Raw genomic sequence first — 24,025 nt, 5'->3', positions numbered from 1 at the left:
AGCCCGGGGCGGTATGCTGGCGGGAAGCGACGGCCGCTTAGGCGGCGCCCGTCAATCGCGCCAGGATCGGCCCGGCGTCCAGATGCACCGCGCCCGGCACCAGGCCCCGCTCGCCCAGGCGCGAGGCTGCGTAGGCCTCTCCCACGGGCGACGTCCTTAGCAGCACCGCCGCAGTCAGGAGGGTCGCCAGCCGCTCGGCCCAGGCGCGGGCCTCCGCCTCGTCGGGCAGGCCGGGCCACCGGGCCTGGAACTCCGACAGCGCGGTGCCGTAGGCGAGGCTGGCTGGCCGCGCCTCGGCCAGCTCGGCCTCGAGCGCGTCGCGGGCGGCCGGCTCGCGCCCCAGGGTGCGCAGGATGTCGAGGCAGATCACGTTGCCCGACCCTTCCCAGATGCCGTTGAGCGGCGCCTCGCGGTAGAGCATCGGCAGCGGCGTGTCCTCGACGTAGCCCATGCCGCCCAGCACCTCCATCGCCTCGCCAATCACCGGCACCGCCCTCTTGTTGGCGAGGAACTTGGCCAGCGCCACCGCGACGCGGGCGAACGGCCCCTGCCCTTCGTCGTCGAACGCGGCCGCGACGCGCATCCCCAGCGCCAGCGCCCCCTCCCAGTCGAGCGCGAGATCGGCAAGGACGGTCCGCATGAGCGGCTGGTCGATCAGCCGCTTCTGGAAGGCGGTCCGCCCCTCGCACCAGTGCAGCGCCTCGGCCAGCGCCCAGCGCATCAGTCCCGCGGGCGCGATCGCGGTGTCGAGGCGGGTGTGGTGCACCATGCGGATGATGGTGCGCACGCCCTGCCCCTCCTCGCCGAGGCGGTGGGCGAAGGCGCGGATATACTCGATCTCGGCCGAGGCGTTGGCGCGGTTGCCGAGCTTGTCCTTCAGCCGCATCAGGCGGATGCCGTTGCGCGCCCCGTCCGGCAGCCAGCGCGGCACGAGGAAGCAGGTCAGGCCTCCGGGCGCCTGCGCCAGCGTCAGGAACCCGTCGGACATCGGCGCGGAGCAGAACCACTTGTGCCCGGTGAGGCGGTAGCCTCGCCCGTCCGGCTCGGCCGTCGTGGCGTTGGCGCGGACGTCGGAACCGCCCTGCTTCTCGGTCATCGCCATGCCGAGGGTCGCGCCGCGCTTGTCGCCGACCGGCACGGCGCGCGGGTCGTAGGCAGCGGCTGTCATCGGCGGCTCCCACACCGCGGCGACGTCCGCGTCGGTGCGCAGCGCCGGGACGGCGGCGTAGGTCATGGTCATCGGGCAGCAGACGCCCGGCTCCACGCCGGTCATCAGGTACACCATCGCCGCGTGCGTCGCGTGCCGCCCGCCGCGCCACGGGCCGGCGGCGTAGCCGGCCTCCAGCCCCAGCGCCATGAGGTCGTGGTACGCCGGGTGAAAGCGGACCTCGTCGAGGCGGCGGCCGGCGCGGTCGAACTGGACCAGTTCGGGCGGGACGCGGCGCGCCGCCTCGCCGAGGGCCATCGCGTCCGTCTCCACGATCCGCCGGCCGAGCGCGGCGAGCGGAGCGTCCTCACCGCCTGCGGCGGCGGCGTGGGCGCGCAGGACCGGGTCCGCCGCCCACGGGTCGACGGCCGGGCGCGGACCCGGCTGGTTCGTCACCTCGTGCGTGCCGAGGTCGGAGACGGGTTGGGCCATGGGGTCACCTCCGGGGCCGAGTATGCGCAGGCAGGCGCACCGCGGCCAGACTGCGCCCTTGCGCGACGTGGCGGCAGCGGGTTCAAGGGGGCGTGCTTCGCCACAGGTGCCCCATGCGTCTCGCCCTCGCCCTCTGCCTCGCAGCCGCTCCCGCCCTGTCCGAGGAGTGGTCCGAGAGGGGCACAGTCACCGCCGAGGTGGACGGGCTGGCGCAGCTCTGGACGACCTACGACCTCTCGGTCGGCGCGTCCGGCGCGTCGCCCCGGATGACCGACGACACCGGGAGCGTCCGCCTGTCGATCCTGGGCTACCGGCCGGGCGAACCGGACGCGGGCGAGGGGCGGATCCTCCTCGTCGGCGTGCTGCCGGACGCCGCCCCCGGCGCGGCCGAGGAGGTGAGGCTGGCCCTCGTGGGCGCCGACCTCGTGGGGCTGCGGTGGGAGACGCTGCCGGGCGCCGGAACACTTCATGTCACGTCGCTGGAGCGCGCGGGAGACGACGGCTACGGCCGCGCCCGCGGCGACTTCGCCGGCCGCTTCTGCCTCGCCGACGGCGATCCCGAGGCGGCGACTCGCGACCCGAACGACTGCCGCGAGGTCGAGGGGCATTTCGAGACCGAAATCCGGTTCGACAGCATGTGACCGGGGTTGGCCCGGGCACCGCCGCGCGGCAGGATGCCGCAGCGTCATCTGGAGGTCTCCATGCGCCCTTTCCTCGTCCTCGCCCTCCTGGCCCTCGCCGCCTGCGCCGAAACCGTCCCGCCGCCGGGCACGGTGGTCGCGGAGGAAGAGGTCGAGGGCGGCACGCTCGTCACGACGACCTCGGGCGGGCCGCAAGGGATGGAGGTGATCCGGACCTTCGTGCCCGGTCCGCCGGAGGGCGGATGGCCGGTGATGGGGACGATGCGGGCGCGCCTGGACGGCCGGCCCTTCGAGTGGACGACGTTCGACTTCTCGGTCGGCGCGTTCGACGCCACGGCGTGGCTGCAGCGGGTGGATGGCGCCATCCAGCTGTCCCTGAGGGGCCTGCCGGACGGCGACCCGGAGGCGGACCGTGGCTGGCTGTTCGTCCGCGGCACCCTTCCGTCGCTCGCGCCGGGCGAAACGACGGCGGCGGTGGTCGCGCTCACGAAGGAGGACAGCATCGTCGGGCCCCGCTGGCAGTCCCTCCCCGGGGCCGCGACGCTGGTGCTGGAGACGCTGGAGCGGGACGGCGACGAGGTCTACGGGCACGCGACGGGGCGCTATGCGGCGACGGTCTGCCCGACCGACGGCGAGGCGATCGCCTTCGACGAGACGGACTGCCGCCGTGTCGAAGGCACCTTCGACACCGAAATCCAGTTCGACAGCCTGTGAAAACGTGAACGATTTGCGTCGGACGTGGGCGCATAGGGGATTCCCAAGCGCAGTCGATTGTGCGAGTCTTGCCGTCACCCGGACGAGAAACGAAGCCGGGGAACGAGGCAGAGAATGATCCGCAAGTCCCGCCCCGCATTGGGTTTCGTCGCCTACATGCTGACGATGCTCCTGCTCGGCCTCTATTTCGTCTTCGCCGCCGTGCAGGGCGACTACGGCGTCTTCCGCCGGGCCGAGGTCGCCGCCGAGGCGCGGGTGCTGCAGACCCAGCTGAGCGAACTGGAGGCCGAGGTCGCCGCAATGGAGAACCTCACCCAGCGGCTGTCGGACACCTACCTCGACCTCGATCTTCTGGACGAGCAGGCCCGCGACGTGCTGGGCCTGGTGCGCGCCGACGAGGTCGTCATCCGCTGACGGCCGAGTGCGCCGCGACGGCGAGGGCCTCCTCGACCGCATCGGTGTCGAGGTCGTGCCCCCCACCGGCGAGACGGTGGACCTCCGCGCGGGGAAGGCGGAACGCGTAGAGGTCGAGATGGCCCCGCTCGACCGTGTCGTCGTCGTCTGCCTGCGCAAGAACGATCCGCTCCACGCCCGCCATGGCCGAGGCGAGGTCGTCCGGCAGCCTGTAATCGTCCCCGTCCCAGTCCGGCGCGCCCCACATCGGCATCGCGCAGCCGACAAACGCGCGGAGTGGACGGCCGGGCGCGCGCTCGGCGAGCCACTTCAGGCCCATCGCGCCGCCATGGGAATGCCCGACGACGGCGTCCTGCGGCCCCAGCGCAGCGGCGGCGTCACCGATCGCGTCCATCCATTCGGCAGCCGACGCACCTGCGAGGACCGGGACGACGATCTCGGCTCCCGGACCGGCGACGTCGTTCAGCCGGCGCAGCAGCGGATAGGTGCCAGGGCGGAGATCGGCCGCCGTCACGCCCGCACCGTGCAGGAACAGGATCATCGTCGCCTCCGCCGCCCCTGGGCCCGACCCCGCGAAAGCTAGCCGCAAGGCCACCCCTTGCAAGGGCGCCTCCGACCGCTAGCCTGTCTGTGGGCGGTCGCGTTTCCCGGTGGCGCGGGGCGGGCGACTGCGCTACAAGATCGTTTAAGGCTAAACTATCTGCCGCAGCGAGGGAGGGCCCGCCCATGGCCACCGCGAAGTCGGGTGCGAAACCGGATGCCAAGGCCAACGTCTCGGCCGACGAGCTGAAGCACTATTACCGCGAGATGCTGCTGATCCGCCGCTTCGAGGAGAAGGCGGGACAGCTGTACGGCATGGGCCTGATCGGCGGCTTCTGCCACCTCTACATCGGCCAGGAGGCCGTCGTCGTCGGGCTGGAGGCCGCGGCGGACGAGGGCGACAAGCGGGTGACCTCCTACCGCGACCACGGCCACATGCTGGCCTGCGGGATGGACCCCAAGGGCGTGATGGCCGAGCTGACGGGCCGCGAGGGCGGCTATTCCGGCGGCAAGGGCGGCTCGATGCACATGTTCAGCCGCGAGAAGCACTTCTACGGCGGCCACGGCATCGTCGCGGCGCAGGTGCCGATCGGCGCCGGCCTCGCCTTCGCCGACAAGTACCTCGGCAACGACCGCGTGACCTTCACCTATTTCGGCGACGGCGCGGCGAACCAGGGCCAGGTCTACGAGACCTACAACATGGCCGAGCTGTGGGACTTGCCGGTCGTCTTCGTGATCGAGAACAACCAGTACGCGATGGGCACCTCGACCAAGCGCAGCACCAAGTCGCCGACCTACTGGCAGCGCGGCGCCGCCTACGGGATCGAGGGCGAGGAGGTGGACGGGATGGACGTCCTCGCCGTCAAGGCCGCGGGCCAGAAGGCGGTGGAGCACTGCCGCGCCGGCAAGGGTCCCTACATCCTCGAGGTGAAGACCTACCGCTACCGCGGCCACTCCATGTCGGACCCGGCGAAGTACCGCACCCGCGAGGAAGTCCAGAAGATGCGGGACGAGCGCGACCCGATCGAGAACGTCCGCCAGCTGCTGCTGACCGGCAGCCACGCCTCCGAGGACGAGCTGAAGGCGATCGACAAGGAGATCAAGGACATCGTCAACGAGGCGGCGGAGTTCAGCAAGGACAGCCCCGAGCCCGACGTGTCCGAGCTGTGGACCGACATCTACGCCACCGACATCCCCCAGGGCGAGCCGGCGGAAGCCTGACGGCCCCCGCCCCGCGATCAGAGCCTTCCGGAGACCTCCCATGCGCCGTCCCGCCCTCGCCGCCCTCTGCCTCTCCCTCGCCGCCCCCGCCGCAGCGCAGGACGCCGACGCGGCCTTCGCCGCGCTGGACGCGGCGGCGACCCGTGGCGTGGCGGGGACCAACGTCACGACGGCCGGGATCAGCCGCGGCGACGGGTGCGCGCTGACCTATTCCGCCAGCCAGGCGGTCGGCCCGACGGTCCTGACCGCGACCTTCACGTTCGACCCGGCCGCCCTCGACCTCGAGCACCCGGACAGCGACGACGACATCCTCATGGACCCCGCCATCGAGGTCCGCACCATCGTCTTCGGCGGCATCCAGCCAGATACGCCCGGCGTGGACCGCATCGTCACCGCGCCGGCCGACACGGATGAGCAGCGGACCTTCTTCGAGGAGAACATTCCCGGCGGCAGCTGCGACGACAGCGGCTGCACCTACGTGATCGAGGAGGGCGAGGTCATACTTCTCGCGCTCGACGACGACCGCGACGCACAGGAAGGGGCGATCATTTCCGCCCTTAAGGAATTCGTCGCGGTCTGCGGCGGATAGACGGCCCGTTTTTGATAAGGACATTGACCACATGAAGACCTTTCTTCTCTCACTCTCACTCGCCGGCACCCTCGCGCTGCCGGCGCTCGCCCAGGACGCGGACGCCGCGCTCGCCACCCTGCAGGAGCTGGCGAACACCGGCGCCGAGGGCGACGTGCCCCATGTCGCGATCACCGCCGACGGCTGCATGCTGACCTCCTCCACGACGGCGGTCTCGTCGCAGCTGGGCGCGCCGATGACGGCGACCGCCACGGTGGACGCACGCGAGCTGTTCCCCGCCGCCTTCACGCCGGACCCCAAGGAGGACCGGTTCAACATCTGGATCCCGCGGGAGGATCAGGCCCCGATCGAGCTGACGATGATCCTCGACAACGACGACCCGACGCTGCGCGAGACGTTCGCCGCCGGCCTCGGCGCCGACTGCTCGGCCGCCGGTCCCTGCTCGGCCACGCAGGCCGCGCCGCGGATGCCGGTCGTGTTCTACGTCGCCGGCGAAGAGGCGGGGATGGACCGGGCGCGCGCCTTCTCGACCGCGCTCAGCGACTTCGCGGCGGCCTGCGGCTGATGCAGGCGGGGGCCCTCTTTCCGGCCCTCGGGGCGCTGGCGCTGACCGCGCCGGCGCTCGCGTCCGCGCAGTCGATCGACCCCGACGAGTTCCTCGCCTTCGACCGGATGAACCGCATCCTCAACCGGACCGGGTCCACCCACAGTTCGATCATGGGCCGCGACGCGCCCTGCCTCTACAGCCATCGCAGCACCCAGCGTCTGGGCGACGGCGTCGAGGTGGAGACGCGGGTTGCCGTGGACTACGCCGACGTCGACGCGGCGGGCGCCGTGGCCGAGCCGATCTCGGCCGGGTCCTTGCAGCTCGTCGTGCCGCTGCGCGAGGGCGCGCCGCCGGTGCGCTACGACCTGACGCTCTACGACATCACCGGCAAGCTGCACCGGACCTACATCGACAAGTACGGCGCGACCTGCGACGGCTGGTACTGCGACGCCTCGACCGAGGCGCGGGACGTGTACCTGACCGTGACGGGCGACACCGCCGAGACCGACATCGACACCGTGGCCGAGGCCGTGACCGATCTTGCGGCCTTCTGCGCCGCGCGTGACAGCGAGGGAGACTGACCCCGTATGGCGACCGAAATCCTGATGCCGGCCCTGTCCCCCACGATGGAGGAAGGGACGCTCGCCAAGTGGCTGAAGAAGGAGGGCGATCCCGTCTCCTCCGGCGACATCCTGGCCGAGATCGAGACCGACAAGGCCACGATGGAGTTCGAGGCCGTCGACGAGGGCGTCCTCGGCAAGATCCTGATCGCCGAGGGCACCGAAGGGGTGAAGGTGAACACCCCCATCGCGGTCATGCTGGAGGAGGGCGAGGACGCCTCCGCCGCCGAGGATGCCGGCTCGGGCAGCGCGCCCAAGGCCGAGGCGAAGGAGAAGGACAAGACCGACGCGCCCCCGCCCACCAGCGAGCCCGTCGCCGCCTCTCCCGCCGCCGCGGCGCCCAAGCCGCCGCGCACGCCGGACTGGCCCGAGGGCACCAAGATGAAGACGCAGACCGTCCGCGAGGCGCTGCGCGACGCGATGGCCGAGGAGATGCGCCGAAGCGACAGCGTCTTCGTGATGGGCGAGGAGGTGGCCGAGTACCAGGGCGCCTACAAGATCACCCAGGGGCTGCTGGACGAGTTCGGCGCCAAGCGGGTGATCGACACGCCGATCACCGAGCATGGCTTCGCCGGCATCGGCGTCGGCGCGGCCTTCGGCGGCCTGCGTCCGATCGTGGAGTTCATGACCTTCAACTTCGCCATGCAGGCGATGGATCAGCTCATCAACTCCGCCGCCAAGACGCTGTACATGTCCGGCGGGCAGATGGGCTGCCCCATCGTGTTCCGTGGCCCCAACGGCGCGGCGGCGCGGGTCGGCGCCCAGCACAGCCAGGACTACGCCGCCTGGTACATGCAGGTGCCGGGTCTCAAGGTCGCGATGCCCTACACCGCCGCCGACGCCAAGGGCCTGCTGAAGAGCGCGATCCGCGATCCGAACCCGGTCATCTTCCTCGAGAACGAGATCCTCTACGGCCGCTCGTTCGAGGTGCCGGATCTCGACGACTTCACCGTGCCGTTCGGCAAGGCGAAGATCGCCCGCGAGGGGAGCGACGTCACCATCGTCAGCTTCGGGATCGGCATGACCTACGCCCTGCAGGCCGCCGAGAAGCTGGCCGAGGACGGAATCGACGCCGAGGTGATCGACCTGCGCACGCTCCGGCCGATGGACATGGACACGGTGCTGGAGAGCGTGAAGAAGACCAATCGCTGCGTCACCGTCGAGGAAGGCTGGCCGCAGGGATCGGTGGGCAGCTGGATCGGCAGCCAGATCATGCAGAAGGCGTTCGACTGGCTCGACGCGCCGGTGATCGCGCTGACGGGCAAGGACGTGCCGATGCCCTACGCCGCCAACCTCGAGAAGCTGGCGCTGGTGACCGCCGACGAGGTGGTCGAGGCGGTCAAGCAGGTGACCTACAGGTAGACCATGGCAGAGGCGCCCCCGATCGAGAAACGCGGCGAGGATTACGTGCTGAGGCTCTCGGGCCTCGAGGGCGCCGGCTACCGCGTGACCGTGCCCGGCCCGATGCTGGACGAGGAACTCGGCGCCTCGGCGACGGAAGGCGAGCGGCGCGCCTGGATCGAGGCGCACCTGGCCGGCATCCTTGGCGTGGTGACGGCGCGCGAGACCGGCGGCGTCGTGGACGCGCCTTGGGGCGGCCTCCTCGTCGAGGAGGTGCCGTAATGGAGGTGCTGGGCCGCGACCCCGCGCGCGAGGCCTTCCGCGTGGCGACCGACACGCCGGACGGCCGGATCGTCGGCCTGCTGCCCGAGCACGTGATCGGCCGCGGCCTGCTGATCGGCGGCCACGGCCATGCCACCGCCTACGACTGGATCGCCCGGCACGCGGGCGAGATCGACCTGACGCTCAAGGCCCTCCGGTCCGGCGAGGGGCGCATCCCCCGGCCGTTCAACCGGATGGAACTCGTGGAGGACTAGACGATGCCGACAGAGATCCTGATGCCCGCCCTCTCGCCCACGATGGAGGAAGGCACCCTCGCCAAGTGGCTAGTCAAGGAGGGCGACACCGTCTCGTCCGGTGACCTCCTGGCCGAGATCGAGACCGACAAGGCGACGATGGAGTTCGAGGCGGTGGACGAGGGCACCGTCGGCAGGCTGCTGGTCGCCGAGGGGACGGAGGGCGTGAAGGTGAACACGCCGATCGCGGTCCTGCTGGCGGAGGGCGAGTCCGCGGACGAGATCGGCGACGCCTCCGGCGGGCAGGACACGGAAACCGCCGAGGCCGAGTCCGACGCGACCAAGGGCTACGGCGCCGGCCAGGCCCCCTCCCCCGGCAAGGCCGAGCCCGCGGGTGCGCCGCAGACGGCGCAACCGTCGACGGGCGGCGGAGCGGAGGAGACGGCCGGGAGCGGCAGCGGCTCGGGCGAGCGCATCTTCGCCTCGCCGCTCGCCCGGCGCATCGCGAAGGACAAGGGTCTGGACCTGAGCCAGGTGACCGGCTCCGGCCCGAAGGGCCGCATCGTGAAGGCCGACGTCGAGGCCGCCCAGCCCGGCGCCGCGCCCGCGAAGGAAGCCGAGGCGCCGAAGGCGGCCCCCGCCGCCACCGAGGGCGCGAAGCCCGCGATGCCCGCCGGCCTGGGCGCCGACGCGGTGAAGAAGATGTACGAGGGCCGCGAGTATGAAGAGGTCAAGCTCGACGGGATGCGCCGGACGATCGCCGCCCGCCTGACCGAGGCCAAGCAGACGATCCCGCACTTCTACCTGCGCCGCGACATCCGCCTCGACGCGCTCCTGAAGTTCCGGGGCGAGCTGAACAGGCAGCTGGAAGCCCGCGGCGTGAAGCTGTCGGTGAACGACTTCATCATCAAGGCCTGCGCCGTGGCGCTGCAGCAGGTGCCCGACGCCAACGCCGTCTGGGCCGGCGACCGCGTGCTGAAGCTGAAGCCGTCGGACGTCGCCGTCGCCGTCGCCATCGAGGGCGGCCTCTTCACGCCGGTCCTGAAGGACGCCGACCGGAAGACGCTGTCGACCCTCTCGACCGAGATGAAGGATCTTGCGAAGCGCGCCCGCGACCGCAAGCTCGCCCCGCACGAATACCAGGGCGGCACCTTCGCGGTCTCCAATCTCGGCATGTTCGGCATCGACAATTTCGACGCGGTCATCAATCCGCCCCACGGCGGCATCCTCGCGGTCGGCGCGGGAGTGAAGAAGCCCGTGGTCGGCGCGGACGGAGAGCTGGCGGTGGCGACGGTGATGAGCGTGACGCTCAGCGTCGATCACCGGGTCATCGACGGGGCGCTCGGCGCGCAGCTGCTGGAAAAGATCGTCGAGAACCTGGAGAATCCGGTGGCGATGCTGGCCTGACCCCTCTCCCTCTCATCGAGCCATAAATATCCCTCGGGGGGAGTCCGCGCCGCCCCGGCGCGGACGGGGGGCAGACAGCCCCCCGAACGCAAGGGACTGCGCGGAACGCGCTCCTTCGATCTGCTGGCGCGTCGGCACCCGCCGGCAGCGCGAAGAGATTTCGAGTTTCGTCTGCGCCCAGAACGAAATTCGTCGAATTTCGATCGCGCCCCGCCTCGCCCCTACGCCTGCGGCACCGCCTGCAGAAGGTGATCCATCGACACCGACGGCTGGTCGCAGCCGGCCTCGCCGACGATCTTCGCCGGAACGCCCGCGACCGTCTTGCAGGGCGGCACGTCCGACAGCACGACCGACCCGGCCGCGATGCGGCTGCAATGGCCGATATGGATGTTGCCCAGCACCTTGGCCCCCGCCCCGATCAGCACGCCGTTGCCGATCTTGGGATGGCGGTCCTCTTCCTCCTTGCCGGTGCCGCCCAGCGTCACCGAATGCAGCATCGAGACGTTGTCGCCCACCACCGCCGTCTCGCCGATGACGATGGAATGGGCGTGGTCGATCATGATGCCCCGGCCGATCCGGGCGGCGGGGTGGATGTCGACGCCGAACGCCTCGCTCACCCGCATCTGGACGAAGTAGGCCAGGTCGCGCCGCCCCTCCTGCCACAGCCAATGGCCGAGGCGGTAGGATTGCAGCGCCTGGTAGCCCTTGAAGTAGAGCAAGGGCTGCATCAACCGGTGGCAGGCCGGATCGCGCTCGAACACGGCGACGAGGTCGGCGCGGGCGGCGGCGCCGAGGTCGGGCTCCGAGGCGTGGGCGTGGTCGGCGATCTCGCGCAGGATCTGCTCGCTCATCTCGCCGGAGGACAGTTTCAGCGCGATCCGGTAGCTCAGCGCGCGGGCGAAGCTGTCGTGGTGCAGGACGCCCGAATGGATCAGGCCGCCCATCAGCGGCTCGGCGGCGATGGCCTCCTCGGCCTCGCGGCGGATGCGGTCCCAGACCGGGTCGACCGGCGCGATGGTCGGGTTCAGCTTGGCCAAGGCGCGTCTCCTTCTCGCCGCGGGATCCGGCTTCCGTCCTAGCGAAGATAGCCGCGTCGCGCCACGATTAAAGGCCCGCCCCCGCCTCCCGGCGGAGGAGAGCGTGAAGGACGTCGATCAGCGCGGCGCAGGCGGCGGGATCGAGCCGCGCCAGCGGCGGCGCCTGCGGCCGGGCCCGCGCGGCGGCCATGAGCGAGCCGTCGCCACCCGTGCGCGGCAGGCGGCGGTGCGTGCGGCGGTGGCGGTCCGCGGCGCAGGCCTCGGCGATCAGCGCCTCGGCCAGCGCCCGCCGCGCGGCGGGCGGCACGGCGCGGAGGGCGCGCGCCGCCTCGGTCACGTCGCCGATCAGGACCGGGCGCATCAGGCGGGCGCGATGTCGATCAGGCGCGCGGGGCCGGGCCCGAACAGGGCGGAGACCTGTGCCACCTCGATCCGGCAGCCCGACGCGGCCGCGCCGTCCGCCGCTCGGGCGGCGGCAGGGTAGTCCCACGAGGGCGCTGCCGTCACCTCCTCCCGCACCGGCGTGCCGTCCACGACGACGCGGACGAGGTAGCTCTCCGCCTCTTCCCCCAGCGGCACGTCCGGGCCGGTCCAGGCGTCGCCGCCGATCCGGGTGCGGCGGATCCAGCGGACCGCGAGGGCACCGTCCGGCGCCTCGGTCGCCGTGAGGTGGCAGACGGCATAGGGCCGCAGCCCGATGCCGCGGAAGGCGGCGGCGCGGTGCCGCCAGGTCGGATCGTCGATCGGCCGGGCGGCGGGCCCCCAGCGATAGTGCCGCAGGGCGTCGCGTTCGGCCGGAGGATAGCCCACCTGCTGCAGCGCGCCGTTCAGCAGCACCACGCGGCTGCCCGCCGGCCAGGCGTCCGGCATCACCCCGTCGGTGCCCGCCTGCCCCCGCAAACGCAGCCGCAGGTCCCAGGTGCCGGGGGCGACCAGCTCGGCCTCCGCGAACTGGAACACCTCCCAGAGGTCGGTCGTCCCGTCGCCGATCGCCATCGCGTTGCGGCCGGCCAGGACCTGGTCGGGCGTGACCGACGCGAGCGTGCCGCGCACCAGCCGCACCCGCAGGGCCGGGCCGCGGTCCCAGAGGCCGGACGGCGCGGCGAGGAGCGGGGTGAGCGTGGTGCCCACGGTCGCCGGCACGGCGACGGTCTGGTCGAGCGCGTAGTCCGCGTCCGTCTCGCTGTCCTGCAGGGCGACCGCCCCCGGCCAGGGCCGCGCGGTGAAGGCGACATGGGGCGCGTGCGGCACCTCTGCCCCGGTCAGCAGCGGCAGGTCGAGGAAGACCGCCTCCACCGGCACCGGCGGAACGAAGAGCGTGGGGATCCCGTCCTCGTCCCCGGTCTCGTGGGCGCGGTACGTCTCGGGGTCGACGCGGACCGCCTCGATCGCCTGGGCCTCCGTCGCCTCGATCCGGTCGACGCGCCAGCGGCCGGGGGTGCCGGCGACCGCGACGACGTCGCCGGCACCGATCTCCAGCGCCGAGGGCGGGAGCGCCAGCGAGAGCGTGTCGCGCGCCAGCCGCGCCTCGGCCAGCCAGCGCTCGGCGATGCGGCGGCCCTCGGGGCGGGTCAGGACCATCGGCAGGTCGGTCTGCGACACGGCGACCGCGCGGCCGTCCGGCAGGCGCGCCTCCACCGCCGCCGTCCCGTAGTCCCCGCCTGCGCCGATGTGGGCGACCCGGACGCGCCCCGTCACCTCGGCCGCCGAGGCCCGCTCGCGGAGGAACGGCGCGGTCTCGCCCTCCTCCAGCACCAGCGTCTCCGGCTCCAGCACCGTCGCCGGCCCGCCGGTACGGCTGCGGAAGGCGAGCACGCCGTCCCGCTCCACCGCGTCGAAGCCGTGGGCGAGCATCAGCGGCTGCAGCGCCGCCCGCGCCGTGTCGACATCGTCCACCCCGTAGCCGCGCACCAGACCGTGCAGGCGCGACGTGTCCACCGGCCCAACGCCGCCGGCGGCGCAGATTTCCCGCACGACGGAGTCCAGCGGCCGGTTCGCCGTCCGGCCCGTAATCCAGTGCCCGCGGTGGTAGTTGTCGCCGTCGGCCCAGAGATCGTCCCGCGCCGGGAAGGCCGGCCACGGCCGCGCGTCCCACGCCCAGGCGTGGCTGCGCGAGAGGTCCAGCATCCGGCCCTCGTAAACGTCCGAGGCCGGGTTCGCGGCGAGGTCCGAAAAGTGGCGATGGACGGCGCGGTAGTACTGCACCTGGATCAGGTCGTCGCGCAGGCCGTTCGAATAGTAGGGCAGCTGCGATTCCGACGACTTGGGGTCGAGGAACTTGTTCGGCTGGTTGGTGCCCTTGTCGATGGCGGCGCAGCCGAGCTCGGTGAACCAGATCGGCTTCGACTTCGGCGCCCACGCCGTCGCCTGCGGCTGGCGGACGCCGCCCACGCGGTCGTGGTGCGGGTTCGACCACCAGCCGGCGAGGTCCTTCACCCGCCAGACCCACGGCTCGCCGTCGCCGTCGGTGATCGGCGTCCGGATCTGCGCGTCCCGCGCCTCGGCGGAATGGTAGTACCAGTCGTAGAACTCGCCGCCCGCGACGTTGCCGGTGAGGTAGCCCAGGTCGTGGATGGAGCCGGCCGACGCGTCGGCGTGGGTCTCGCCGTCGCGCCAGTCGGAGAGCGGCATGTAATTGTCGATGCCGATGAAATCGAGAGCGGGCTCGGCCCAGAGGGGGTCGAGGTGGAACAGCTTGTCGCCCGTCCCCGGCGGCTGATAGCCGTGATATTCCGACCAGTCGGCGGCGTAGCCGAGCTTGGCTTCCGGCAGGATCGTGCGGACGTCCGCCAGCAGGGCGCGGAAGGCGTCGACGGCCGGAAAGCCGGCATCGTCCCTGATCTGCGTCAGCGCCACCATCTCGGAGCCGATGCAGAAGGCGTCCACCCCGCCCGCGAGGGCGCAGAGATGGGCGTAGTGCAGGATCATCCTCCGCAGTCCCCACTCGTCGGGGCCGGTGTAGCCGACATGATCCTCGCCGGGCGCGAAGTCCCCCGACGCGGCCGCGCCGAAGAAGGCCGCGACCTCCGCCGTCGCGGCGGCGGTGCCGTCGGTCGTCCCGGCGACGCCGGGCGCCCGCTCGGTCGTGATCCGGCCGCGCCAGGGCAGCGCGGGCTGGCCGTCCTCGCCGGTCCAGGGGTTCGGCAGGGCGTTCTCGCTGAGCTGCTCCATCAGGATGAACGGGTAGAACATGACCTTGAGGCCGCGGGCGTTCATCTCGCGGATCGCCTCGACCACCGCCTGGTCGGTGGGCGTGCCGCCGTAGACGGGCCGATCCGCGACGCGGGCGACGAGGCCGGCGGTCTCGCGGGTGAGGCCGGAGACGCGCCAGGGCATGCCCTCGGCATCCATCTCGTCCTGCTCGACCTTCGGCCGCACCGTGCAGTGCCCGGCCCGCAGGTCGTCGCCGAACCAGGACACGACGAGGCTGACCGATCCGCAGTTCGGCAGTTCCCCCTGCAGCGCGTCGAGGGAGGTGACGAGGTCGCTGCGGCCCGAGGCGGTGGCGACATTGGCCGCCACCTGCTCGCCGTAGGCCCGCTCCAGGTAGACGGGGGTGGTGGCGAGGGAATATTCCCCCGTCCCCGGGATCAGCGCGACGCCGCGCAGCAGGTGCGCCATGTCCTCGGCGGCGGCCGTGTCGCCGATGGCCGCGGGGCGGAACACCTCGAACTGCAGTTGCGGGACACAGTTGCCGAACGGGCCGAGGTCCAGCGTGTCGAGGACGACGTAGGCGATGCCGCGGTAGGCGGGGACGTTGCCGGCGCCCTCGTGCGCCTCGATCGCGGGATCGGGCTGCTGGTCCTCGGTGCCGTGATAGAGACGCAGGTTCAGGAGGTCCGGCGCGACCTCGCTTCCGTCGGCCCAGATGCGGCCGACATGGGTGAGCTCTCCCTCGCAGAGGGCGATGGCGAGGCTCACCGTATAGGAATATTCGGTGACCCGCGGCCCGGCGGGCGCGCCCTTGCCGCCGCCGCTGGTCTCGGCGCTCTCCCGGAACGGGCCGGCCCAAATCACCTGCCCCGGCACCCGCATCCGCCCCCAGACGCGCCCGACAGGCGTCCCCTCGGACGCGCCGGTCAGGCGGAAGCGGTCGACCCGGCCCGTCTCCACCGGCTCGGCCCCCTGCCCCAGCAGCCGGGCGTCGATCGCGCGGCCCGCCGCGGCGCCGAGCGCGCGGCCGACCACGGCGGTCGACAGCCCGAGGACCGAGCCGCCGAGGGAGCCGCCGAGCGCCATGCCGGCGGCGGAGAGGACGATGGTGGCCATGGGCGGGACCTCGTTCAGTCGGGGAAGGCGAAGCGGGCGACGATGCGGCGCGCCCAGGGGGACGTCAGGCGGCTCTCGACGACGCCGTGGCCGCTGTAGGCGTGCACGAAGGTCGCGCCGGAGCTGATTTCGGCGGCGATGCCGAGATGCTTGGCGACGGCGCGGTCGCGCATCCGGAAGAGGAGGATGTCGCCGGGGCGCGTCGGGGCGTCCTTCGGCCGCTCGGCGAGATACAGGCCGGCGGCGCGCCACAGGCGCTCCTCGCCCTGCGGCTCGGCCCAGTCGCGGCTGTAGGGCGGCACCTGCGCCGGCTCCGGCCCGCAGACCTCGCGCCAGACGCCGCGGACGAGGCCGAGGCAGTCGCAGCCCGCACCGCGCACCGATTGCTGGTGGCGGTAGGGCGTCCCGATCCAGCCGCGGGCGGCGGCGACGATGGCGCTCACGGCGCATCCCCCGCGCGGGGCGGGACGACGAGCCAGTCCTCGCCGGGGATGGTCGGGAAGCCGCGGAAGTTCGCCACGTTGGCGAACTTGTCGCGGCAGGTGGCGAGGCGCTTGTCGCAGCCGGGCGTCAGGCGCAGCGACGTGCCCGCCGGCACCTCGGCCCGGATGGGCGCCCAGAGGGTGATCCGCCGCCGCCCGTCCGGCAGCAGGCGGTCCACCTTCACGATGCCCTCCAGCCCCGCGCCCTCCCCCTCCAGCACGCGCAGCACGCCGCGATCGAACCAGCGGTCGGCGTAGGCGTCGAGCCCGGGCAGAAAGAAGACCTGCGCGTCCTCCACGCTCTCCGCCTCCCGCACCTCGGCGAGCGGCCCCAGCGCCACGCCGCAGGCGGCGTCGCCGAGGATCGCCTGGCAGGACGGCGTGTAGGACCGCCCCTGCGGCTGGTTGAGAAGGTCGGTGAGGCCCCGCAGCTCGGCCGTGAACGCCGCCCCCTCGCGGCGGATCTCCCCCAAGGCGCCCCGGAAGCGCAGCATCCGCTGGGACGGATCGGCCCAGTTGACCAGCCAGCTCTCGACCTCGGCACCGTCGAACCGCCCCGCCTCGACGTCGGCGTCGCGGATCGCGGCGTCGGACAGGACGCCCGCCGCCTCGCTGTTGTCCACCGACAGGCCGGTCCCCTGCACCAGCGCCCGTGCGGTCAAGCCGCTGTCCGCGCGGTGGGTCAGCCCGTCGAAGGTCAGGTCGCGGTCGTGGTCGGTGAAGCCGTAGGTCACGCCGTCCGCCCGCGTCAGCCGCCAGCAGCGGCAGACAGTCGTGTCGCCGGTGGCGAGGTGACCCAGAAGCGCGGCGCGGCTCATGTCCGCACCTCGACGATGGGCACGTTCGGCACGTCCCCGGCGCGGAACGAGGCGACCGAGACGGCGATCCGGTCGGTGTCGAAGCGCACGGGAACGTCGAACTCGAACCCCGCGGTGATGGTCGCGCCCACGGCCGGCACCTCCAGGAACGTCACGATCCCGGTTTCCGGGTCGACGGTGAAGTCCACCCCCTCCTGCAGCTCGTCGCCCTCGACCGCGACGACGACGCTGCCGGCGACGGGCTTGTGGATGGCACGGATATGCTCGTAGCCGCCCGAGGCGTAGCGCTTCACCAGCTGATACCTCTCGGTCACCTCGTCGCCGGTGCCGATCTCCTGATCGAACGGCGTCACCTCGCGCGTCGGCAGCGCGGACTTGTAGTCGGCCCAGTCCTTCCAGCGGAAGCCGTGCAGCTGCCCGGCCCGCGCCTCGAAGAAGGCGATCAGCGCCTCGACGTCGTCGAGGCTGCGCAGGCCGAGGCCTGCGTCGTAGCGGCGGCGGGACTGCGCCCAGGGGCTGTTGCGCTCCTCGTGGCCGCTGGCGAGGGCGACGATCTCGGTCCGCCGCTCGGGACCGCCGACGGAGCCGAAGCTGAGGTTGGCGGGAAAACGCACTTCGTGGAAGGCCATGGGACTACCTCTTCAGCGGTTGCGGGCGCCGCGGGACAGGGCGCGGCCGACCTGGGCGGCGATCTGGCCCTGGCTGCGGCGGAAACCCTCGACGTCGGGGGTCGCCACGTTGACGGTGACGTGGACCGGCGCCGCGCCGCCCTGCTGGCGCACGCCGAGGCGGCCGTCGGCGCCGCGGGCCAGCGGCAGGATCGCCTCCGGTCCGGCCTCGCCCATCAGGCCCGTGCCGCCGCGCATCGGGAACGTGGTCGGCCCCGAGAGCACGCCGCCCCGGGCGAAGGGCATGACGCGCCCCTGGGTGAACGCCCCGCCGTTCGCGAAGGGCATGAGGCCGGAGACGACGGAGTTGAGGCCGCCGGCGAGGATGCCGCCGACATGGTCCGTCACCGGCCGCATCGCGTTGGAATAGATCGTGTCCACCGCCGACCGCCCGAAGCCGCGCAGCGCGTCGCCGAGGCTGGCGCCGTCCAGGACCACCGCGTCGATCGCCCGACGCAGCCCGCGCGAGAAACCGCGTTCCAGCTGGCCGAGGTCGCGCACCGCGCCCCCCATGGCGAGGCGGACCTCGGCCAGCTCGGCGGTGAAGGCGCGGGCCATCGTGCCGGCCGCCTCCATCGCCTGTCCTAGGTCGCCCATTTCGGCGTCCAGATCGTCGAAGTCAGGGCTCGCCATCCTGTCTCTCCTCGCCTCTCGGCCGGTCGGGAAAGGCCCGCGCCAGCTCTTCCAGCCGGGCCCGGGCCATCGGGCGGACGCCTGCGCCCAGGCCCAGCATCAGCATCAGCTCGGCCGGGGTGAGCGCCCAGAACTCTGCCGGGCGCAGGCGCAGCCGGGTCAGCCCCGCGCGCATCATCCCCGGCCAGTCGAGGCTCATTCCGGCACCGCGAAGGCGCGGGCGATCAGCGCCGCCGCGGCCTTCGCCGCGCCCACCGGACCGCCCGCGATGTCGGCCGACACCAGCTCCGCCTCGGTCACCCGCCAGCCGCCGCCGCGCAGACCGGCGACCAGCAGGCGGAACACATCGCGCGCGGCGACCTGCCCGCCTTCGAACCGCTCCACCAGCGCGACGAGGCTGTCCTCGCCCAGCGCCGCCTCCAGCTCGGCCAGCGCGCCGAGGGTGAGCTTGGCCGTCCGCGGCACGCCGTCGACGACGACCTCCACCTCGCCCGCATGCGGGTTCGCCATCACGGCGCCTCGGCGAGGAAGGTGAGTGCGCCGGCGGAGGCGAGCGACAGCTCGTAGGTCGCCTCGCCGTCGTGGCTGCCGGCGTACTCCAGCGACGTGATCTGGAACGGCCCCTCGACGGTGCCGAAGTCCGGCACGATCACCTGGAAGGCCGGCGTCTCGCCGCCCCAGAAGATCGCCCGCGCCCGTTCGTCCGTCGTCTCGTCCCGGAACACGCCCGAGCCCGAGATTGCGGCCGAGCGGACGCCCGCGCCGGCGAGGAGCTCGCGCCAGCCGCCCTGGCTCTCCAGGCTGGTGACGTCGACGCTCTCGGCGTTGAAGGACAGGCGCGTGGCGCGCAGGCCCGCGACCGTCTGGAACAGGCCGTCGCCGGTCATGTCGATCTTGATCAGCAGGTCCTTGCCGTTCTGGGCGACCATGTGCGGTCCCTCCGTCCTTGGGTGTGGGTCAGGCGGCCGCGTCGTCCTCGACGCGGGCGCGGAAGGTGAGGTCGATCCGCCGTTCGGTGCCGCTGCGGCCAGCGGTGGCGCGGCGGAAGTGCAGGCCGACGAGGTGGCCGCGGGACAACGCCAGCGGCGCGTCCACCAGTGCGTCGCAGACGGCCGCAGCAGCCGCCTTGGCGTTGGCGAAGCCGGCCGCGTCGGTGACGACCGACACCGACAGATCATGCTCCGCCCCGCCGGCCGTCTTGTCGGAGCGGCCCTGCACCTTCTCCGGCCCGATCAGCACGTAGAGGGACGGCGGCACGCCCGGCGGCGCGGCGTCGTAGACGGCGCCGCCGACGAGGGCGTCCAGCGCCGCGTCGCCGGTCAGCCGGGCGTAGAGCGCCTGCTGCAGCACGGAGGCGAGGGCATAGGTCACGCGATCACCTCCTCGCGGGCTTCGCAGATCAGGTAGCGGCCGCCTGGATCCATCTCGGTCACCGCGAGAACCACGAAGACCCGCGGCCCCTCGCGGAAGCGGTGGTCGGGCGCGGGCCGGCGGGGCGAGCCGACGGGCGCGGCGGGCATCACGATGCGGCAGGCCTGCAGGCTGAGGGCGCCGGGCGCGCCGTCCGCCTCGCGGCCCGACCGCGGCCGGATTTCGGCCCAGACGGTCCCGACGGGCTGCCAGCCGGGGGCGAACCCCCCCGCGCCGTCGGGCGTCCTCACCGGCCGCTCCAGCGACAGCCGGCGGTTCAGGCGCGGCGGGGTCATGCGCGCCCCCGGCCGAACAGGCGGAAGGTCCGGTAGCGCTCGATCAACGCGGTCACGCCGAACGGCATGCAGCCGGCGTCCAGCCCGGTATCGTGGCGGTATTCGTTGTAATGCGCGGCCAGCAGCATCACCGCCTGGCCGAGGTCGGCCGGCAGGTCGCCCCAGTCCGGCCCGAAGCCGGCGGTGAAGCGGACCCTGACCGAACCGCCGAAGGACGGACGGGGCAGCACCGCGCGCGTCGCCTCCAGCCGCGGCACGTGCAGGTCCGGCACCAGCCGCCAGCTCGCGGCGTCGGCGACCGTCTCGGCACCCTTCGGGGCGATCAGGTCCACGCCCGCCACCGCGCTCACCGGCGCCACGGGCAGGTCCTGCGCCGTCTCTCCCTGCCAGCCGTCCCGCGTCCAGGCGAAGTCCCGCTCCAGCAGGATCTTCCCCGTCCGCCCCTCGACCGCGGCCATGGCGGCGCGCAGGAACCCCGTCAGCAGCCCGTCCTGCAGCCCGTCGTCCGCGAACCCCGTGCCGAGGCGCAGGTGCTCGCGAAAGGCGGCGATCGGGAAGGCCCCGTCCGGCACCGTGGTCGTCTCCACCAGCATCATCGTCGTCACTTTCCCCTCAGCGCTTCGGCCCGGCGGCCCGGGGAACTCCGCCCCCGGGCCGCCGTCACACTCAGCTGGCCGCGAAGCGCAGCAGCTTGATCGCGGCGTAGTCGCTGACCGCCCCGCCCACGCGCTTGGTCGCGTAGAACAGGACGTTCGGCTTGGCCGAGAAGGGGTCGCGCAGGACCCGCAGGTCCGGCCGCTCGGCGATGGTGTAGCCGGCGCGGAAGTTGCCGAACGCGATCGAGAAGCTGTCGGAGGCGATGTCCGGCATGTCCTCGGCCACCAGCACCGGGTAGCCCAGAAGGCGCGCCGGCTCCCCCGCCGACAGGCCGTCGGACCACAGGAACCGGCCGTCGGCGTCCTTCAGCTTGCGCACCGCGCCGGCGGTCCGCGAGTTCATCACGAACGTCGCGCCCGAGCGGTAGCGGGCGCCCAGCGCATAGACGAGGTCGATGATCGCGTCCGCCGGGTCGGCCGCGTCGAACGCGCCGTCCGCGCCGGTGGCGACGTAGCCGAGCGAGCCCCAGGCCCAGGAGGCGTCCGCCACCTTGGTCGCCGACAGGAAGCCGGTGGGCTTGTCGGTGCCGTTGCCGCCGACGAAGGCGGTGGCCTCGGAGCGGGCGAACTTGTCGGCGATCCGGCCCGCCAGCCAGTCCTCGATGTCGAAGGCGGCATCGTCCAGCAGGCGCTGGCTGACCCGCGGCAGCGCCGCCAGCTCGTGCAGCGGAATGCTGATCCGGTCGATCTGCGGCGTGCCGGTCTCGGCCTGCGGGCCGGCCTCGGTGCCCCATCCGGCGCCCGCCTCGGCGCGGTCGATCAGCACCTCGTAGGAGCCGCCCTCGACGTTCACCACGTTGGCGACCGAGCGGATCGAACCGGCGCCGGCCAGCACGCTGGCGATCGTGTCCGCCATCTGCGGATCGACGAGGTAGCCGCCGTCAGCGGCGACCGCGGTCGACATCGCCTTGCCCTCGAGCACGATGCCGCGCAGCGCGTCGTCGTCGCCGGTGCGCAGGTAGGCGGACAGCGCCTTCTGGTGCGGCGCGCCCTCCTCGGCGGCGGCGCTGAGGGCGGGCCGGCGCCCGCCGGTCTGCATCTTGCGGTCGAGCTTGGTCATGCGGTCTTCCTGCTGTTGAAGTCGGCTCTGGATGTCGCCCGCGAAGAGCCTGAAATCGCCCATGAACGCGGTCATCGAAGTCTTCAGATCCTCGGCCGGGGACAGATCCTCCCCGGCCCGGGACGTGGTCTCGGGTGTCACCATCTCTCTCCTTCTCGGGGTCGTCTCGCGGGCGTCAGTCCCGCCCGGCCATCGCGGCCCGCGCCGCCTGCACGGCGCGCGCCATCTCGCGCCAGGCGGCGGCGTCCGGCGCGTCCGCGCCCTTCGCCCCCACCCGCGCCTCGCGCAGCATCGGGAAGGTCACGAGCGACACCTCCCACAGCTCGAGCTCGATCAGGCGGCGGCCGCCGCCCTCGGCCTTGGCGCTGCGCACCGTGCGGTAGCCGATTGACAGCCCGTCGATCGCGCCCGCCTGCACCAGCGCCGCGGCCTCGCGAGCCCGCGCCACGTCGGGCAGCAGCCGGCCCGAGACCTTGAGCCCGCGCGCATCCTCGGTCACTTCGTCCCAGACGCCGATCGGCTCGCGCGGGTCGTGCTGCCACAGCATCCGGACCTTGCCGCCGCCCTCGCCCAGCCGCTTGAGGCTCTCCGCGTAGGCGCCCCTCTCGACCGCGTCGCCGCCGCCGTCCACCGCGCCCCAGAGCGAGGCGTAGCCGCTGATCCGGTGGCCGTCCTCGACCGTGACCGGCGCGCCGGTCTGCGCGAACTTGTATTCGAGTTCCATCCCGTTCCCCTCATCCCGCCAGATGCGTCAGCCGCTGCACCGCCTCGGCGAGAACCGCGGCCACCATGCCGAACACCGCCAGCCACAGCCGCCGTTCCAGCCGCTCCATCGCCGCCTCCAGCCGCGCCATGGCTCCGGCCGCCTGCTCGAACTGCAGCTCGCTCAGCCGCTCAAGCGCATCGATGCGCAGGCCCGGGGCGCAGGCGAAGCGTTCGGTCGGCCTACCCGTCATCGCCGACCTCCAGCGCCGGCAGGCCCAGCAGCGCCCGCTTCTCGGCCGCCGTCAGGAACGTCGCCTGACCGACGCGCCGCCACTGCGCCTCGCGCTCGGGCGCGAGCGCGGCGATCTGGTCGAGGTCGGGCCGCAGCTCCACCCGCTCCCCGCCGAAGTCCGACAGCCAGTCCGCGATCGCCGCCGTCACCCGCGCCGCCAGCGGCAGCACGGTCAGGCGGTAGAACGCCCGGTTCGCCTCCTGGTAATTGGCGTAGGTCGCGTCGCCGGGGATCCCCAGCATCATCGGCGGCACGCCGATGGCGGTCGCGATCTCGCGCGCGGCGGCCTCCTTCGTCTGCCGGAACTCCATGTCGGACGGCGAGAAGCCCATCGGCTTCCAGTCGAGCCCGCCCTCCAGCAGCAGCGGCCGCCCTGCGTTGCGCGCACCCTGGTGCTGCGTCTCCATCTCGTGGACGAGGCGATCGTACTGGTCCTGCGTCAGCGACGCCGCGCCGTCGGGGCCGCTGTAGACGATGGCGCCCGACGGCCGCGCGGCGTTGTCGAGCAGCGCCTTCGACCAGGCGGAGGCGGCGTTGTGCACGTCGATCGCGCTCGCCGCAGCCTGCAGGGCGGAGAGGCCGTAGTGATCGTCCTGGGGGTGGAAGGTCCTGACGTGGCAAACCGCGCTCGGCCCGTCGACGCTGGCGGCGAAGCGGTGCTTGCGCCCGCCGGCGGCGTATTCGAACGCCACCGGCCAGCCGTCGGCGCCGGGGATCAGCGACACCCGGTCCGAGCGCAGGACGTGCAGCTCCACCGGCAGGCCGGCGTCGCCGACCGCCTCGATGTAGCCGTTGCCGGTCAGGAGGAGCTGACCGTAGAGCGCCTCCATGAGCTCCGCCCGCCCCTGCGCCGCGTTCGGGCGGCCGAGGAGGTCGAGGACGGGGTGCGCGGTGTAGCGCCGCTCGCGATCCTGCAGCGTCAGCGGCAGCGCCGCGGCGGCCTCGGCGATCAGCCGGACGGCGCGGAAGCCGACCGGATTGCCGAGGAAGCCGTTCTTCGTCAGCGTGAGCGCATCGCGCGGGGACCAGACGACCCGGCCCGAGCCGCCCATCGCGATCACCCGCCCCGCCGCGGACGCCTTGGTCTCGGCCGGGGCCTCGACCCGACCGGCGGGCGCGGCGTCGCGCTTCAGAAAGTCGAACATTGGGCCTCCTCGGGTCGCCGCGCGTCGATGGAGGCCGTTATGCAGGACGTGGCTTAAGGCGGAGGAAGGGCACCGGCCGGCGGGCGGAGGTCGGGCGCAACGGGGAAGGCGTCTCGGTTGCCGATGATCAGATTCGCCGGAGTGCCGGGCGTTGGCAGATCCGATATGATGGCTTTGGCGGACCCGGCGTGCCGGCGTTCCGCGCCTCCGAAGCCCTTTCCGACGGAGGGCAGTGTCTGGCCGCGGTCAGACGCTCCGACGATTGTGGTCGGTCCGTTATGGAGCCGCTCCGGACGACGGTGATCATCGCGCAGGTGGTGGGGAAGCGCCTGGCCGGAGGGGCGGCCAGACGCTGCCCGGGCCGCT

Annotated in this window: 30 protein-coding genes; 11 read left to right on the top strand and 19 right to left on the bottom strand. The window is 72.8% G+C overall.

Going from position 1 to position 24,025, the window contains the following annotated elements; all coding sequences use genetic code 11:
- Positions 1-37: 37 nt before the first annotated feature.
- A complete protein-coding gene (locus A37W_RS0100985) occupies positions 38-1,639 on the bottom strand; it encodes an acyl-CoA dehydrogenase family protein (protein ID WP_018301155.1) in 1,602 nt (533 codons plus the stop codon).
- Between the two features lie 113 nt (positions 1,640-1,752).
- Here A37W_RS0100985 and A37W_RS0100980 point away from each other — a divergent pair, with 113 nt between their 5' ends.
- From A37W_RS0100980 to A37W_RS0100970, 3 genes are all read left to right on the top strand, one after another.
- Positions 1,753-2,280: a hypothetical protein gene (locus tag A37W_RS0100980; RefSeq protein WP_018301154.1), complete on the top strand. Its 528-nt coding sequence runs from the start codon at positions 1,753-1,755 to the stop codon at positions 2,278-2,280.
- Between the two features lie 60 nt (positions 2,281-2,340).
- On the top strand, positions 2,341-2,994 hold the full coding sequence (locus A37W_RS0100975; protein WP_018301153.1) for a hypothetical protein: 654 nt from the start codon (positions 2,341-2,343) through the stop codon (positions 2,992-2,994).
- Positions 2,995-3,108: 114 nt separating this feature from the next.
- The gene (locus tag A37W_RS0100970; protein ID WP_018301152.1) at positions 3,109-3,408 is read left to right on the top strand and encodes an FtsB family cell division protein; all 300 of its coding nucleotides are present in this window, start codon (positions 3,109-3,111) and stop codon (positions 3,406-3,408) included.
- Here A37W_RS0100970 and A37W_RS22605 read toward each other — a convergent pair.
- Entirely contained in the window at positions 3,398-3,949 is a 552-nt protein-coding gene (locus A37W_RS22605) for an alpha/beta fold hydrolase (protein ID WP_018301151.1), read from the bottom strand. The two genes, A37W_RS0100970 and A37W_RS22605, sit on opposite strands and share 11 nt — an antisense overlap.
- Before the next feature lie 185 nt (positions 3,950-4,134).
- On the opposite strand from A37W_RS22605, the gene pdhA reads away from it, so the two are divergent.
- Genes pdhA through A37W_RS0100925 form a run of 8 tightly spaced genes read left to right on the top strand, consistent with a single transcriptional unit; the run spans position 4,135 to position 10,188 of the window.
- Positions 4,135-5,169, top strand: coding sequence for a pyruvate dehydrogenase (acetyl-transferring) E1 component subunit alpha (gene pdhA, locus A37W_RS0100960; RefSeq protein ID WP_018301150.1), 1,035 nt, complete (start codon positions 4,135-4,137; stop codon positions 5,167-5,169).
- 40 nt (positions 5,170-5,209) lie between these two features.
- A complete protein-coding gene (locus A37W_RS0100955) occupies positions 5,210-5,758 on the top strand; it encodes a hypothetical protein (protein WP_018301149.1) in 549 nt (182 codons plus the stop codon).
- Positions 5,759-5,789: 31 nt separating this feature from the next.
- Positions 5,790-6,323, top strand: coding sequence for a hypothetical protein (locus A37W_RS0100950; protein ID WP_018301148.1), 534 nt, complete (start codon positions 5,790-5,792; stop codon positions 6,321-6,323).
- Positions 6,323-6,886 carry a hypothetical protein gene (locus A37W_RS0100945; RefSeq protein ID WP_018301147.1) on the top strand — a complete coding sequence of 188 codons (564 nt, stop codon included), beginning with the start codon at positions 6,323-6,325 and terminating at the stop codon, positions 6,884-6,886. The genes A37W_RS0100950 and A37W_RS0100945 overlap by 1 nt, the downstream gene beginning before the upstream one ends.
- Before the next feature lie 6 nt (positions 6,887-6,892).
- On the top strand, positions 6,893-8,287 hold the full coding sequence (locus A37W_RS0100940) for a pyruvate dehydrogenase complex E1 component subunit beta (RefSeq protein ID WP_018301146.1): 1,395 nt from the start codon (positions 6,893-6,895) through the stop codon (positions 8,285-8,287).
- Between the two features lie 3 nt (positions 8,288-8,290).
- Entirely contained in the window at positions 8,291-8,548 is a 258-nt protein-coding gene (locus A37W_RS23620) for a hypothetical protein (protein ID WP_018301145.1), read from the top strand.
- Positions 8,548-8,802, top strand: a complete 255-nt coding sequence (locus A37W_RS20625) for a hypothetical protein (protein WP_018301144.1) — start codon at positions 8,548-8,550, stop codon at positions 8,800-8,802. The genes A37W_RS23620 and A37W_RS20625 overlap by 1 nt, the downstream gene beginning before the upstream one ends.
- Before the next feature lie 3 nt (positions 8,803-8,805).
- Positions 8,806-10,188 carry a pyruvate dehydrogenase complex dihydrolipoamide acetyltransferase gene (locus A37W_RS0100925; protein WP_018301143.1) on the top strand — a complete coding sequence of 461 codons (1,383 nt, stop codon included), beginning with the start codon at positions 8,806-8,808 and terminating at the stop codon, positions 10,186-10,188.
- Positions 10,189-10,409: 221 nt separating this feature from the next.
- On the opposite strand, the gene cysE is transcribed toward A37W_RS0100925, so the two are convergent.
- The 17 genes from cysE to A37W_RS0100840 all read right to left on the bottom strand — a co-directional run bounded on the left by cysE (position 10,410) and on the right by A37W_RS0100840 (position 23,659).
- Positions 10,410-11,225, bottom strand: coding sequence for a serine O-acetyltransferase (gene cysE, locus A37W_RS0100920; protein WP_018301142.1), 816 nt, complete (start codon positions 11,223-11,225; stop codon positions 10,410-10,412).
- A 67-nt stretch (positions 11,226-11,292) separates the two neighbouring features.
- The gene (locus A37W_RS20620; protein ID WP_018301141.1) at positions 11,293-11,586 is read right to left on the bottom strand and encodes a DUF7742 family protein; all 294 of its coding nucleotides are present in this window, start codon (positions 11,584-11,586) and stop codon (positions 11,293-11,295) included.
- On the bottom strand, positions 11,586-15,494 hold the full coding sequence (locus tag A37W_RS0100910; protein ID WP_018301140.1) for a baseplate multidomain protein megatron: 3,909 nt from the start codon (positions 15,492-15,494) through the stop codon (positions 11,586-11,588). Before A37W_RS0100910 ends, A37W_RS20620 begins: the two co-directional genes overlap by 1 nt.
- Positions 15,495-15,508: 14 nt before the next feature.
- A complete protein-coding gene (locus A37W_RS0100905) occupies positions 15,509-15,937 on the bottom strand; it encodes an NlpC/P60 family protein (protein ID WP_018301139.1) in 429 nt (142 codons plus the stop codon).
- Positions 15,934-16,794, bottom strand: coding sequence for a phage/gene transfer agent baseplate hub protein (locus tag A37W_RS0100900; RefSeq protein WP_018301138.1), 861 nt, complete (start codon positions 16,792-16,794; stop codon positions 15,934-15,936). The genes A37W_RS0100905 and A37W_RS0100900 overlap by 4 nt, the downstream gene beginning before the upstream one ends.
- Complete coding sequence (locus A37W_RS0100895) at positions 16,791-17,423, bottom strand: DUF2460 domain-containing protein (RefSeq protein ID WP_018301137.1); 633 nt, start codon at positions 17,421-17,423, stop codon at positions 16,791-16,793. The genes A37W_RS0100900 and A37W_RS0100895 overlap by 4 nt, the downstream gene beginning before the upstream one ends.
- Before the next feature lie 12 nt (positions 17,424-17,435).
- The gene (locus A37W_RS0100890) at positions 17,436-18,095 is read right to left on the bottom strand and encodes an RcGTA-type gene transfer agent tail tape measure protein (protein WP_018301136.1); all 660 of its coding nucleotides are present in this window, start codon (positions 18,093-18,095) and stop codon (positions 17,436-17,438) included.
- A complete protein-coding gene (locus tag A37W_RS0100885; protein ID WP_018301135.1) occupies positions 18,082-18,294 on the bottom strand; it encodes a rcc01693 family protein in 213 nt (70 codons plus the stop codon). Before A37W_RS0100885 ends, A37W_RS0100890 begins: the two co-directional genes overlap by 14 nt.
- The gene (locus A37W_RS0100880) at positions 18,291-18,605 is read right to left on the bottom strand and encodes a gene transfer agent family protein (RefSeq protein ID WP_018301134.1); all 315 of its coding nucleotides are present in this window, start codon (positions 18,603-18,605) and stop codon (positions 18,291-18,293) included. The genes A37W_RS0100885 and A37W_RS0100880 overlap by 4 nt, the downstream gene beginning before the upstream one ends.
- A complete protein-coding gene (locus A37W_RS0100875) occupies positions 18,605-19,024 on the bottom strand; it encodes a phage major tail protein, TP901-1 family (RefSeq protein WP_018301133.1) in 420 nt (139 codons plus the stop codon). Before A37W_RS0100875 ends, A37W_RS0100880 begins: the two co-directional genes overlap by 1 nt.
- A gap of 28 nt (positions 19,025-19,052) precedes the next feature.
- A complete protein-coding gene (locus tag A37W_RS0100870) occupies positions 19,053-19,466 on the bottom strand; it encodes a DUF3168 domain-containing protein (protein ID WP_018301132.1) in 414 nt (137 codons plus the stop codon).
- Entirely contained in the window at positions 19,463-19,801 is a 339-nt protein-coding gene (locus A37W_RS0100865) for a head-tail adaptor protein (protein ID WP_018301131.1), read from the bottom strand. The genes A37W_RS0100870 and A37W_RS0100865 overlap by 4 nt, the downstream gene beginning before the upstream one ends.
- Entirely contained in the window at positions 19,798-20,397 is a 600-nt protein-coding gene (locus A37W_RS0100860) for a head-tail connector protein (protein ID WP_018301130.1), read from the bottom strand. The genes A37W_RS0100865 and A37W_RS0100860 overlap by 4 nt, the downstream gene beginning before the upstream one ends.
- Positions 20,398-20,467: 70 nt before the next feature.
- Positions 20,468-21,661 carry a phage major capsid protein gene (locus A37W_RS0100855; protein WP_018301129.1) on the bottom strand — a complete coding sequence of 398 codons (1,194 nt, stop codon included), beginning with the start codon at positions 21,659-21,661 and terminating at the stop codon, positions 20,468-20,470.
- Between the two features lie 31 nt (positions 21,662-21,692).
- Positions 21,693-22,241, bottom strand: a complete 549-nt coding sequence (locus A37W_RS0100850) for an HK97 family phage prohead protease (RefSeq protein WP_018301128.1) — start codon at positions 22,239-22,241, stop codon at positions 21,693-21,695.
- A gap of 10 nt (positions 22,242-22,251) precedes the next feature.
- Positions 22,252-22,473 carry a GTA head formation protein, RCAP_rcc01685 family gene (locus A37W_RS0100845; protein ID WP_018301127.1) on the bottom strand — a complete coding sequence of 74 codons (222 nt, stop codon included), beginning with the start codon at positions 22,471-22,473 and terminating at the stop codon, positions 22,252-22,254.
- Complete coding sequence (locus tag A37W_RS0100840; RefSeq protein WP_018301126.1) at positions 22,463-23,659, bottom strand: phage portal protein; 1,197 nt, start codon at positions 23,657-23,659, stop codon at positions 22,463-22,465. The genes A37W_RS0100845 and A37W_RS0100840 overlap by 11 nt, the downstream gene beginning before the upstream one ends.
- Between the last annotated feature and the right edge of the window lie 366 nt (positions 23,660-24,025).

Source organism: Wenxinia marina DSM 24838, assembly GCF_000379485.1.
In the GTDB taxonomy this organism is placed as follows: domain Bacteria; phylum Pseudomonadota; class Alphaproteobacteria; order Rhodobacterales; family Rhodobacteraceae; genus Wenxinia; species Wenxinia marina.
Note: the sequence above shows the minus strand (reverse complement) of the source record. Positions and strands in the feature narration are given on the sequence as shown.